The organism is Spirosoma aureum (assembly GCF_011604685.1).
GTDB classification, from domain to species: Bacteria; Bacteroidota; Bacteroidia; order Cytophagales; family Spirosomataceae; genus Spirosoma; species Spirosoma aureum.
This window is the reverse complement of sequence record NZ_CP050063.1, coordinates 6,554,059-6,566,103: the sequence shown is the minus strand read 5'-3', so window position 1 is coordinate 6,566,103 and position 12,045 is coordinate 6,554,059. Positions and strand designations below refer to the sequence as shown.

General features: G+C 45.2%; 10 protein-coding genes. 4 read left to right on the top strand and 6 right to left on the bottom strand.

Going from position 1 to position 12,045, the window contains the following annotated elements:
- Window positions 1–113: 113 nt before the first annotated feature.
- A complete protein-coding gene (locus G8759_RS26125) occupies window positions 114–2,936 on the bottom strand; it encodes a TonB-dependent receptor domain-containing protein (protein WP_167214945.1) in 2,823 nt (940 codons plus the stop codon).
- A 180-nt stretch (window positions 2,937–3,116) separates the two neighbouring features.
- The gene (locus G8759_RS26120; protein ID WP_167214942.1) at window positions 3,117–4,034 is read right to left on the bottom strand and encodes an RluA family pseudouridine synthase; all 918 of its coding nucleotides are present in this window, start codon (window positions 4,032–4,034) and stop codon (window positions 3,117–3,119) included.
- 262 nt (window positions 4,035–4,296) lie between these two features.
- Here G8759_RS26120 and G8759_RS26115 point away from each other — a divergent pair, with 262 nt between their 5' ends.
- Window positions 4,297–5,436, top strand: coding sequence for an FIST signal transduction protein (locus G8759_RS26115; RefSeq protein ID WP_167214939.1), 1,140 nt, complete (start codon window positions 4,297–4,299; stop codon window positions 5,434–5,436).
- A 3-nt stretch (window positions 5,437–5,439) separates the two neighbouring features.
- Window positions 5,440–6,969: an ATP-binding protein gene (locus tag G8759_RS26110; protein ID WP_167214936.1), complete on the top strand. Its 1,530-nt coding sequence runs from the start codon at window positions 5,440–5,442 to the stop codon at window positions 6,967–6,969.
- Window positions 6,970–7,277: 308 nt separating this feature from the next.
- On the opposite strand, the gene G8759_RS26105 is transcribed toward G8759_RS26110, so the two are convergent.
- Window positions 7,278–7,751: a hypothetical protein gene (locus G8759_RS26105; protein WP_232073950.1), complete on the bottom strand. Its 474-nt coding sequence runs from the start codon at window positions 7,749–7,751 to the stop codon at window positions 7,278–7,280.
- Between the two features lie 266 nt (window positions 7,752–8,017).
- Here G8759_RS26105 and G8759_RS26100 point away from each other — a divergent pair, with 266 nt between their 5' ends.
- Window positions 8,018–8,353: a winged helix-turn-helix transcriptional regulator gene (locus tag G8759_RS26100; RefSeq protein WP_167214933.1), complete on the top strand. Its 336-nt coding sequence runs from the start codon at window positions 8,018–8,020 to the stop codon at window positions 8,351–8,353.
- Between the two features lie 154 nt (window positions 8,354–8,507).
- Here G8759_RS26100 and G8759_RS26095 read toward each other — a convergent pair whose 3' ends face one another.
- From G8759_RS26095 to G8759_RS26085, 3 genes are all read right to left on the bottom strand, one after another.
- Window positions 8,508–9,287 (bottom strand): LytR/AlgR family response regulator transcription factor, encoded by a 780-nt coding sequence (locus G8759_RS26095; protein WP_167214930.1) that lies wholly within the window; start codon window positions 9,285–9,287, stop codon window positions 8,508–8,510.
- An 84-nt stretch (window positions 9,288–9,371) separates the two neighbouring features.
- Window positions 9,372–10,505 carry a sensor histidine kinase gene (locus G8759_RS26090; RefSeq protein ID WP_167219287.1) on the bottom strand — a complete coding sequence of 378 codons (1,134 nt, stop codon included), beginning with the start codon at window positions 10,503–10,505 and terminating at the stop codon, window positions 9,372–9,374.
- 100 nt (window positions 10,506–10,605) lie between these two features.
- The gene (locus G8759_RS26085) at window positions 10,606–10,959 is read right to left on the bottom strand and encodes a DUF3244 domain-containing protein (RefSeq protein ID WP_167214927.1); all 354 of its coding nucleotides are present in this window, start codon (window positions 10,957–10,959) and stop codon (window positions 10,606–10,608) included.
- A gap of 250 nt (window positions 10,960–11,209) precedes the next feature.
- Here G8759_RS26085 and G8759_RS26080 point away from each other — a divergent pair, with 250 nt between their 5' ends.
- A complete protein-coding gene (locus tag G8759_RS26080) occupies window positions 11,210–12,043 on the top strand; it encodes an SdiA-regulated domain-containing protein (RefSeq protein WP_167214924.1) in 834 nt (277 codons plus the stop codon).
- Window positions 12,044–12,045 lie beyond the last annotated feature (2 nt).

Below are 12,045 nucleotides of genomic sequence, written 5' to 3'. Positions count from 1 at the left end.
TAAGAGCTAAAAACTAAACGTGAGTAGATCATGGTCGCCAGCGACCGGAAAGAAATTTTCTATCTTTAGCCGGCAGCTCTATACTAAGAACTGCCGGCTGAAGATAGATCTATCTATGACCGGGGACGGCCACCGCGACCACCACCACTCGCTGGAGTTGACTGTTGAGGCTGATTTCCGCCATTGTTGTTGTTATCATCACCGCCTTCGCCATTTTTTATGTCATCATTATTGATCGACTTCCGGCTTTTGCGGGGTGCATCAAAACTCATTTTGCCGAGCTTATAGCTGAATGTTAATCGGACACCGGCATTGTAGAAGTTCGTTACAGAGTTTTGCGTCAGGATGGGCGACGACAATTCTGACTTCATCGTGAATGGGTGATTCAGGAAGTTTTCTGCTGCCAGACCCAGGCTTGACTTTTTATCATTGAACTCTTTCCGGATGCCCAGATTATAGAAGTACATGCTGGTTTGATAGCCCTGCAACTGAATTTGCTTACCCCGCATTCCACCAAAAGCCTGGAATGCCCAGCCGTTTGCGAGCGACATACTGGCGTTAACCCGTCCAGAAATTACCCAGCCAGAGTTAGAGGCCGCATAAATTGGGTTAACGTTATTATTTGTCAGGTTTACGTGGTACAGATCGATACCCCCACCGAGTTGTAGTTTTGAAAACAACGTTCCGTTACCAAAGAGGTTCAAGCCGTAGGCATCCTGATGGCCAACGTTCTGATAACTCGTGCGGATCACCTGTTGGAGAACTGGGTTCGTTGGGTCACCAAACGATTGTTGTGATACATCCCGAACCGCCGTGATTTCATTATTGGTACGCCGGGCAAACAACGCTGCATTCAGATACAATCCCTTAATATTGGCGCTGGTACTGAATTCAACGTTATCGGTTAATTCTGGCGACAGGTATGGGTTACCGATCGTAATGTTCGTTGGGTTTGACGCATTAACGTTTGGATTCAGGAACTGAATACCTGGTCGCTGAATCCGGCGGTTATAAGCCAGTTTGATGATTTTTCCGCCACTCAGACTTTTAGAAATATTGATGCTGGGAACGATATTTCCGTAATTGGGAATAGAGGTTGATGGATTCGCGGCTTCATTGCTGAATTTGGCGTTGATGAACGTATATTCGTATCGAGCACCGGCTTTAATCGTGAATTTGCTCTTGGTTGTCAGGGTATAAGACAGATAAGAAGCGGCAATATTCTGATCGTAGAAGAGCGTATTGCCTACACGGCTGGGGTCAATTTGATAATCACTTTCGGCACCGTTAGCCAGATAATACTGATATTGGCTATTGGCCTGACGGAGAATACCCTTCGCCCCAAATTCGAGTAACTGATTTTTCTGGATGGGCGTTTGATAATCGATCTGGAGCGTCGATTCCTGATTGTAGCTGTTGTTATCGTTTTTCTGCCGGGCGGAGATCGTTTCAAAATCAGTACCACTCAAAATGTCGGCTACAAAGTTATTGGTACGGTTATTACGGCTATACAGAGCCATCACGCTGAATTCCTGCTGTGGCTTGTAGATCTTTGTATAGGTAATATTTGCATCAACTGTACCCGACAAGTCGGTTGTTTGTACGTTGCGGTCATTGACAATCGGGAAGTAACCAGTTGGCTGAAACGTCTGAGTCAGCAAATTATATTGATTGGCCGAACCATTCCGGGCTCCATAGCGCAGACTGGCCGTTAGCGAGGTATTCTTGTCAATGTCATAATCCCAGCCCAATTGAAAATTGCCAAACAGCCGACTCGACAATGTGTTGGCTGATTGCAGCGTACGGGTTGTACCCGTGCTTGAAATCGTGCTCTGATCGTTCATAAATGACCCACGGATGTTGTATTCCGCCCGACCAAAACCGCTGAGGCTAAAGCCCATTTTACCCGTCCGCAAATTACCGTTCAGGCCCAGGTTACTTCCCCGGTTTCCACCACCGCCATTTACGTTTAGGGTTGCCCCCTGTAAGTTGTCTTTCTTGGTTACGATATTGATAATACCCGCCGAACCTTCTGCATCATATTTAGCTGAGGGGCTGGTAATTACTTCAACCGTTTTGATCATGTCGGCCGGAATCTGTTTCAGCGCATCGGCTACACTGCTGGCTACGATCGTAGAAGGCTTATTGTTAATCAGCACCGTTACGTTGCTGCTACCACGCAAACTAACGTTACCGTCCATGTCGACCGCAAGCATCGGCACTTTTCGCATAATGTCGGTAGCATCACCTCCTTTGGCTGTAATATCCTTATCGGCATTGTAAACGAGCCGGTCAACCTTTTCCTCGATCATGGCTGCCTGCCCGACCACATTTACCTCTTTAAGTGTCCGAACATCAGCCGAAATTTTTATTGTACCGAGATTGATATCACTACCCCGCTCGATGGTAATGACGTTAGAGCGTTTGTCTTTATAACCAATAAAGGTGTACAGGAGCCGGTATTTGCCCGGAGCAAGTTTCGGAAGCACAAATTTACCCGATGCGTCAGCTGTCGTTCCATCAATGGGTTTGTTGGTAGCTGTGCTGAGCAGGGCAATTGTTGCAAATTCGACGGGTTTGTTGCTCGACGAATCGACCAGAACACCGGTAAGTTTACCATTGCCGCGTGGAAGAGGCTCGGCTTCAGAACCGGTAATGCCTGGTCTTGGCCGTTGATCAACAGGGGCTGCCACATCTTCCTTGGTAGGACTGGCAGGCATGGTGAATGTGTCTGGTGGCGTATTTATGGGTGTGCCTGTCGTACTTCCAGGTGTTGTGCTGGTTGGAGCTGCAAAGGGGTCTGGTACTGTGTTGGCAGGGGCAGGGCTTGTAGGTGAAGTGGGCGTTCCACTGGCTGGTGTTCCAGGTGGAGTCGATACCTGGGCAATAGCGGCAGTTGAACTAATAATAAGTATAGATAGTAATATCGTTTTCATGACATTCGGGATTGACGGTTCAAAGGTGCGCCGATGAATCTGCGGGATGAAATCAATTTGGCCGAATGCCGATTTTTGAGTGCCGAAGCCGGAGATTGAGGGGTGGAAGGGATTAGCTTTACGATGAGTAATTAGGCTTAGATTAGAACATTACTCAATTTTACTAATCCCTGATTAGGATCAATTCGGTTCCTTTACGGCACTCAAAAAACTCTTCGGCACAGGTGCATCAAAACGCATGGCCTCGCCTGTAATTGGGTGTTCAAACGCAAGTACTTCGGCATGTAGACCTAACCGACCAATGGGGTCAGATGTTGCGCCATATTTGGAATCGCCAACTATTGGGTGGCCAATGTCCTGCATATGAACGCGAATCTGATTTTTCCGACCCGTTTCCAATTCAAGTTCCAACAGGGCAAAGTATTGATTGGCTTTCATTACCGTATAATTAGTAACCGACAACTGGCCATTTTCAGGATTCTGGCTCGAATAAACGATCAGTGCCTTGCTTTCGCGCAGATAGGACGTAATTGTAGCTTTGGGCGGTTCGGGAACTCCTTCAACCAGTGCCACATACGTGCGTTCTTTGGTTGTTGCGTTCCAGGACTCCTGCATTAACCGTTGAACTTTTTCACTCTTGGCAAACATCATCACACCGGAGGTTTCGCGGTCGAGCCGGTGGATAATGAAAATACGATTTTTAGGATTCTCTTTCTTGATATAATCACTCAGCATACTGTAAGCCGTCCGATCCCGTTCCTTGTTGGTTGCCATCGAGAGAAGGCCGGCCTGTTTGTTGATCACAATCAGATGAGGATCTTCATAGAGAATAGTGATTCCCCGGTATTGAGTGGTTTGGGAAGCCCGGTTGGCGGCTACGGTCACTAGTTGGCCGACCCGCAAGGGGTGGTTGAACTGCGTATATACCTTACCGTCAATCAGGATTTGCTTATTGCTGAGTAAGGATTTAATATTATTTCGGTTTTTGTGGGGCAGTTTCTCCATCAGGAATGCCATCAACAGAGCGGGTTGCTCGACAGTGAGGTTGACATTCGTACGCTGGCCGCGTTGTCGGCGGGGTTGGTTGGTATTATCCATTGGACAAAGATACGGCTTCGTCGCCTTATCATACAGTTGATCTTGTGTTTGTCTTAATGAATGCGTTAATAAACGTTAGTGAAAGAACTTGATCAGATAGGCCGATACCGCTAATCAAAAGAAAACCTTCTGTGAATTAAATGACTAAATTTTAAAATTATAGTGGGAATTATGTTTTAATGGTAAACTTAATTAATTTCGTTCTGCGTTTTTGGTGTATAAACTTAGCTAATATTTTAATACATATATTTTATCGTATATCATGAAGATAGGCCAATCTAGATTTGCAGATGGCAATTGGGAAATGATTTCTGAAACACCAGGTTTTTTGCCCGAAAAGGCTGACTTAGTGTTGGCCTTTGGCGAGCGCAAACTGCTGGAAGCTGTAAAACCTTATGAGTATCTGCGTCTACTCTATCCCAAAGCGCAAATTATTATCAATTCTACATCAGGAGAAATAATTTCCGATAAAGTTCATGATAATACGGTGGTCGTAACAGCCATCGAATTAGAAAAAACAACCGTTCGAACCGTTCAGATCGATATTGCTGATCATAAAGAAAGTTATCGGGCAGGCGAACAAATCGCTAAATCACTTGATGATAGCGATTTAGCGGCTATTATCCTTATTTCCGATGGCGGAGTCGTTAATGGAAGCGATTTGATTGAGGCCTGCAACCGGAGTCTAAACTGGCCTGTGCCCGTGATTGGCGGCCTTGCTGGCGATGGAGCCCGTTTTGAACGCACCCTGGTAGGGGCTAACCAGAACCCGGATTCCGGAAAAGTAGTTGGAATTGGCCTGTATGGAGCCGATTTGAAAGTAGGGCATGGGTCAATGGGTGGCTGGGACGTATTTGGTCCCGAACGAGAGGTGACTAAGTCCTCTTACAACGAGTTATACCAGATAGATGACCGAATAGCCCTCGATTTATACAAGGATTATCTGGGGAAATATGCCGACGGCCTGCCTGGAACTGCACTGCTTTTCCCACTATCGATCCGGATTACTCCTGACTCTCAACCACTCGTGCGGACAATCCTGTCTATTAACGAAAAAACAAAAAGCATGATCTTCGCAGGTGATATTCCCGAAGGATCTCGTGTTCGTTTCATGCGCGCCAATCTGGATCGCTTAATTGAAGCCTCTGCTACAGCCGCTCAGGCGTCTCTCCAGCAATTGGGCAAAAGCCCCGAACTGGCCTTGCTGATCAGTTGTGTTGGCCGGAAACTGGTTCTGGGGCAGCGTACTGAAGAGGAAGTAGAAGTGGCCCGTGATATTTTTGGCAATCAACCTGTTATGACAGGATTTTATTCCTACGGCGAAATAGCACCCGCAGGACCAGCCACGCCGGGTGAGTTACACAACCAGACCATGACCATAACGATTCTATCTGAACAATAAGCTATGGAGGTGAATTCGCTGCACAAGATATTAAAGCGCCAGATTAACAGGCATTTAACACCAGATTGTTTAGAGCATGAGCGTTTTCAGCAATTTATTCAGGCTGTCAATGAGTCGTATCTTAATTTTGATCGGGACAAAGAATTACTCGAACATTCGGCATCACTGAATGAGCGGGAGTATACGGATATAAACGAGAAATTAAAAGAAGAGGTAAGTCAGCGTCGTCAGTCGGTTGACAAACTGATTGAGTCGATTCATTTGATCGAAGTACCGGAAGGTGAGCCTATTGCTGATTTCGATACGAACAATCTGGTTGGCCTGGTTGGGTTTCTGCAACGCCAGATCGAATACCGGAAAACGATTGAAGACGAGTTGCGGAGCGCAAAAGAAGTTGCCGAAAATGCAACGCAGGCTAAGTCGGATTTTCTGTCGATGATGAGCCACGAAATCCGGACGCCCCTTAATGGAATTGTTGGCATGACCTACCTGATGATGCAGGAAGAAGTGCCGCCTGCATTGACCGAAAACCTTAAAACGCTCCAGTTTTCAATTGAGCACTTACAGGCACTGATCAACGATATTCTGGATTTTAGTAAAATTGAAGCCGGAAAAGTTGAGCTGGAAGAAGTAAACTTCGATCTTAAACACCTGGTTTCGAACATTAAACGGGCTCAGCAGGCCAAAGCTCAGGAAAATGGCAATCGAATTCGATTGATGATCGACGACGATATTCCTGATACGCTTATTGGTGATTCGCTGCGGATCGGGCAGGTGTTAACGAACCTCGTATCTAATGCCATCAAGTTTACGCATAAAGGTACGATTACAATCGAACTGTCGCTGGAGCACCGAACAGAAGAACACGCTTCGATTTATGTTTCCGTTCAGGATACGGGTATTGGCATTGCTCCGGATAAACAGGAGGCAATTTTTACGATGTTTACGCAGGCCAACTCGGCTACAACCCGTAAGTTTGGGGGAACTGGTCTTGGACTGGTCATCACCAAAAAACTACTCGAACTTCACGGTAGCCCCATTCATATTGAGAGCGAAGAAGGAAAGGGAGCAACGTTTTCATTTACACTGAACTTACCAATTAGTCAAAGTATGGCTCCGTTGGTATCAACACCCGATGCCGTTGACAACAAAACGCTGAGGGGGTTAAAGATTTTATTGGTGGAAGATTATCCCGTCAATGTTAAGGTAGCGCTTAAGTTTCTGACTATGTGGGGTATTGAGGTTGATACCGCCGAGAATGGTCTACTCGCCGTTAATAAATGCCATGATAATCAATTTGATCTGGTATTAATGGATTTACAGATGCCGGTTATGGACGGCTATACCGCAGCCCAGGAAATCAGGAAAATCAACGGTGAATTACCAATCATTGCACTGACCGCATCGGCTACGTTTAGCAATAAAGACCGGGCTGTGGAAGTCGGTATGGTTGATTACGTTACAAAGCCGTTTAATCCTAAGGACTTGTTCTCTAAAATTGCCAAATACAGTCAGCGACAGATCAGCGCATAAACGTTGAAACGGCTAGAAATTTCCATTTTCCTTTGGCGAGCAACTTCTCAATTATCCTCATTTTTTACTTTAAATTGGGTGGCGTGTTACTACTGCAACGGAGCCGACTGAAGGTATATTTTCTCCGAAGTCGGCTCCGTTGCAGTAGTATATACTCTTCAACTGTTAGCAGTTACCGTTCGATTTTCACTCCGATGATAGGTGATTCAATCCAATGGGGGCCTACAGATCATACACTCACACTAGCTGCAATAACTAATTAACCGATACAACGACAACACAGGGAGAAGGAGTGCTATACAATATCTTTACTGACGTCTAATCAAGGGAATCTGCAAATTGTCTGGCCTGTTCTCAAGTTTGTCGAAGCCACGGCCATCTACGTGTTTGGCTCCCCAAAACATCATGCCATTCAATACGAAAATCAAGTCGTATTCGGCGTAGGTTTGTCCCTCCACAAGGCCAAAAGGAGCAAATGCTTTTCCCATAACGCTCTGCATACTGTTGACTTCCCATTTGTTGAAACCCTGGCTGGCAACCTGGTTCATAGCATCAGCAAACCCTTGATGCAAGGGCGTAACTTCGTAGCCCTCGTCGGCGATGAAGTCTACTTTTTGGGCACCTGCGACAATCGGATGCTCCCCTTGCCAGACAATATGGCCTTTTATGACAATTTTTACCAGCGGCACCTTGCCAAAAGGGTCGGCTGAATTAATCACGTCCAGCGCAAATTTGTCGCCTGCCGCGTACGTAAAGGCCCGTGTCAGGTAGAATGGTTTCATACTTCCATCAGTATTTTTGCTAATGCTTGGGCGCAACTCGGAAGCAATGCTTACCCAATTGCCCACAATCGATTCTTTAATCTGTTCTACTGTTATTGTTTTACATTTTTGCTGTTGCCGAAACACTCACCGTTCTTCCCAAGGCCAGCAATAAGGTGGTAGAGTTACGAACTTAGATGCCTTTTTGAGAGAATACAAAGTTGTTACCTTTGTCTATTAAGTACCAGTAGTCAATTTTAGACATCATAGTACATTATTTTAGACTAATGGCAAATACGCGAAAAAACAAGGATTTTAATCCCAATAATTGCCCGGTTACACACTGCTTAAATAGAATTGGCGGCAAGTGGAAGATTTTGATAATCTATGCGATCAGTAAAAAATGCAACCGCTTTAGTATGCTACAGCGAGCCATGCCTGACATTAGCAAGCAAATGCTGGTCAATCAACTAAGAGAGCTGGAAGAGGATAAAATTCTTGAGCGAATTATTTATGCGGAAATCCCACCACGGGTAGAATATAAGATCACCGAATACGGCCAGTCGCTGATGCCTGTTATTTACGTGATGCAGGAATGGGGTTTGAACGATTTGAAAAATTAGTAAAGTAAAATAAGAAGTACTGATGTTGACCACTTCATCTAAAAAAGGGCCATAGTAAGTGTACCCGAAACGCAATTGGCGTCGGGCTGATATGCTTATGGAACAAGTTAATGAAACAGGTTGGCTTCGAGGACCATACTTCGTTGGCTTAGAACTACTTCCCCAGCCACTCTTTAAATTCCGTCATTCGATCACCACTGACAAATACTTCGTGTTTTGATTTCGGAGTAAGGTCAAGCTTTAGTTTGCCAGCCGAAAATGTATGAATCGTTTGAATTGCAGGCAGTGATACCAGAAACTGTCGGCTGATGCGGAAAAACTGGCGCGGATTGAGCACCTGGGTGAGCTTGTCCAGGCTATAATCAACTGGAAGGTTCAGGCCGTCTTTGGTGACCAGAAAGACGATTTTTTCTTCGAGATAGAAATAAGCAATGTCGGATGTGCTGATACTCCGGATTTTATTCCCAACCGTAATCATAAACCGATCCTTATAATCGGTATGCTTCGATTTTCCAATTAGATTGAGCAGCGTATCCATGTCCGGAGCGGGGGGGCTGGCCTGACCAAACTGTTTTTTCAGCGCCTTGAATTTCTCGATAGCGGCTACCAATTCGTCGTAATTTATTGGCTTAAGCAGATAATCGATACTATTTACCTTAAAAGCCTGAATCATGTATTCGTCGTAGGCGGTCGTGAAAATGACGGGTGTCGTCAGATCCGCCTGCTCAAAAATCCGAAAACCAAGATCATCTTCCAGGTGAATGTCCATAAACACCAGGTCAATGGCGGGTCGGTCAGTTTGCTCCAGCCATACTACAGTTTCGGCCACCGATGGTAGTCGGGTCAATACATTGATCGTCGGATCGTATTTGTGAAGAAGACTCTCCAGCCGTTTAGCCGTTAGGTTTTCGTCTTCAATGATAACAACGTTCATTTCTTGATGAATAAGTAATAAGCAACGTAGTGAATAAATAGCCAGCCAAAAATCGTATTGGCTGACTTTCTAATTCACTAATCGCTAGGTTAAAAGTGGAATCTTCACAATGAAAGTACCTTCATTTTCGCCAACCCAAACAGGCTGCTCGGTGAGTAGCGCATACCGGGTAATGATATTCTGCAAACCTACACCAGTTGAGGTTTCAGACTGTGGGCGGGGTTGAAGGTTATTTTGAATAAGCAGACAATCGCCCTCAAGCTGAATATGCACGTGTAGCGGCTCTCTGGAGGACATACGGTTGTGCTTCACCGCATTTTCAACCAGCAATTGTAGGGTCAATGGTGCAATGCTATAACGGGTCTGATCGGATTCGGGAACGTTAATAACAACGTCGAATTTGTTTTCAAAGCGAATATTCAGTAAAAATCGATAAGCCTGAATGAACTCCAGTTCGGTTTTGAGAAGCACTCGTTCGTTATCTTTTTGCTCCAGAATATAGCGATATGCTCTTGACAATTGATCAATGAATTTTTCAGACAAGTCGGCATCGGCGTGAACCAAAGACGATAAAATACTTAGGCTATTGAACAGAAAGTGCGGGTTGACCTGACTTTTAAGTGCCGCGAACTGTGCCTGAATATTCTCTTTTTCCAGCCGTTCGGCCCGGACCTGCACATCCTCCAGCCGACTATAGGCCCTACGGTTTGCCGCCAGGTAAAATGCTGATAACATGGCCATTACGGTCATGCCGTTGTTGACGCGCCGGCGTTGATCGCTTCGTTTCCGACGTTCTTCGGAAACGGCCTGGGTAGGTTGAGTGCGCTGAGGGCGAGCTTCCTGTTCGCGAATGATCCCAAAGCCACGCTGTAACGTATCGTCTACACTATGCCAGAGCATATAAAAACCAAAGTTAAAAACAACCGCCAGTGCACTGGCAATGGCCAGTGTTGCCAATTGAGTCGGTATTCTGAATTCAATCAGAAAACCTTCTCCGAAACGATTAAAAAGCCATTTTTGCAGCCACTCCGTTACGTTGATCCACGCATAGAAGAATAGAACGCTCATTATGGTTTCCAATATCCAGAATGGAATATTACGCAGAATGAGAGCCCAGCTAAACGTTGATACATTGATATACAGTCGAATAGGCCAATAAATAACAAATACGCTAATTGCGAGTTGCCATTTTTGTCGATTCGTCAGACGGTAGGTCATGGTGGATTCAGTCATTATACAAAGCTAATGATAGGTATTCCCTGACAAAAAAGAAACCGGCGGAATGCCAGTTTCAGGAATCTGAATGACGCCATTCAGTTTATGAGCGCAAGGCAACTAATTTATGGGCAGGCTGAGATTCAATGACGAATGATTTGACGACCGTTTCCCTACCAATAGCAATTGCCAGTTCATACGTGCCTTCATTGAGTTGAGCAATGTCGAATTTCTGATAGAGTCCATTCTGGAGCCCAACCTTATCGGTGTAGATAACATGCCCATTTTCGTCACGCATGGTAATTGTTGCTGTTGTCTCGTCGCGACCGACAATAAGTTTAAGCTTTTGATCAGTCGTAATGCTCACGCTTGTTTCGGGGGCAATGCCAGGTTGTGTCTGGGCGAATGATACAGTTCCAGCCAGGAGACCTAGTATCAGGATGAATACATTTTTCATTTTTTTGCTGTTTCGTTTGAACAATGCAAAGGTGTAAAACCCAGCTTTTTGCTGAAACTAAACCTATCGGAGTGCCAGTATTTTCTGTACGAGTCTGGTTTTCAATACTCTGAATGCCGTCTGGGGTGAGGTCTTTAGAAACTGATTATTATTGGAAGATTATTAATTATTAGTGATGGCTGAAAAATCCAAAGAGCTATGTGACTCTTCCAGCTCAAACACTTACTTTTACCGCAAAACACCTTTGTTCATGAACCGTCTACTTCTGGGAGTAATGCTGTTGCTGATAGGCTGCGGTCCATCATCGAAAAAAAATGAAACAACCGAAGCTGGCAGACTCGACCCAACCTTCAAACTGCCTTACCAACTGACAGCTCCCGATGAGAACTTTACAATGCCAAAAAAACTGGAAGAAATATCGGGCCTAACCTATTATAAGGACGACCAGTTGCTCTGTGTACAGGACGAAGAAGCGGTTGTATACGTCTATGATACCAAAAAGAAGGATGTTGTCAAGGATTTTGGCTTTGGCGGCTATGGTGATTTTGAAGGCATTGAATACGTAAATGGAGAGATCTACGTCCTGGAAAGCAACGGGAATCTATTTCGGTTCAAACCCGAATCAACCCAGATTGGTCGTACTAAAACCGATTTACCTAAAAAGACGGAAGTTGAAGGGCTGGGGTATGATCCGAAAACAAAGCGGTTGCTGATTGCGGTTAAAAATGGTGGCCCTTCGAGCGATAAAACCGTTTATTCGTTCGATTTGCTAAATAAGGCCGTTTTTAAAGACATGAGCCTGAATGATGATCAACTCAATGGAGCCGGAATTGACCCAAAAACCTACAAGCCTTCAGGAATAGCCGTACATCCGATTACGGGTGAATGGTACATTCTGACATCGGCGGGTAAACGCCTGATCATTACCAATCGGCAGGCTAAAATTATTTACTCCGAACCCCTTGATCCTAAGCAGTTCCGACAGCCCGAAGGTATCTGCTTCGCGCCCAACGGCGATCTGTTTATTGCCAGTGAGGGCGACGGCAAGAAAGGTTATATCCTGAAGTTTAATTATAAGAAATGATC

Coding starts and splice junctions, on each gene's coding strand:
- G8759_RS26125 (WP_167214945.1), bottom strand. CDS start 2,936: ATGAAAACGATATTACTATCTATACTTATTATTAGTTCAACTGCCGCT.
- G8759_RS26120 (WP_167214942.1), bottom strand. CDS start 4,034: ATGGATAATACCAACCAACCCCGCCGACAACGCGGCCAGCGTACGAAT.
- G8759_RS26115 (WP_167214939.1), top strand. CDS start 4,297: ATGAAGATAGGCCAATCTAGATTTGCAGATGGCAATTGGGAAATGATT.
- G8759_RS26110 (WP_167214936.1), top strand. CDS start 5,440: ATGGAGGTGAATTCGCTGCACAAGATATTAAAGCGCCAGATTAACAGG.
- G8759_RS26105 (WP_232073950.1), bottom strand. CDS start 7,751: ATGAAACCATTCTACCTGACACGGGCCTTTACGTACGCGGCAGGCGAC.
- G8759_RS26100 (WP_167214933.1), top strand. CDS start 8,018: ATGGCAAATACGCGAAAAAACAAGGATTTTAATCCCAATAATTGCCCG.
- G8759_RS26095 (WP_167214930.1), bottom strand. CDS start 9,287: ATGAACGTTGTTATCATTGAAGACGAAAACCTAACGGCTAAACGGCTG.
- G8759_RS26090 (WP_167219287.1), bottom strand. CDS start 10,505: ATGACCTACCGTCTGACGAATCGACAAAAATGGCAACTCGCAATTAGC.
- G8759_RS26085 (WP_167214927.1), bottom strand. CDS start 10,959: ATGAAAAATGTATTCATCCTGATACTAGGTCTCCTGGCTGGAACTGTA.
- G8759_RS26080 (WP_167214924.1), top strand. CDS start 11,210: ATGAACCGTCTACTTCTGGGAGTAATGCTGTTGCTGATAGGCTGCGGT.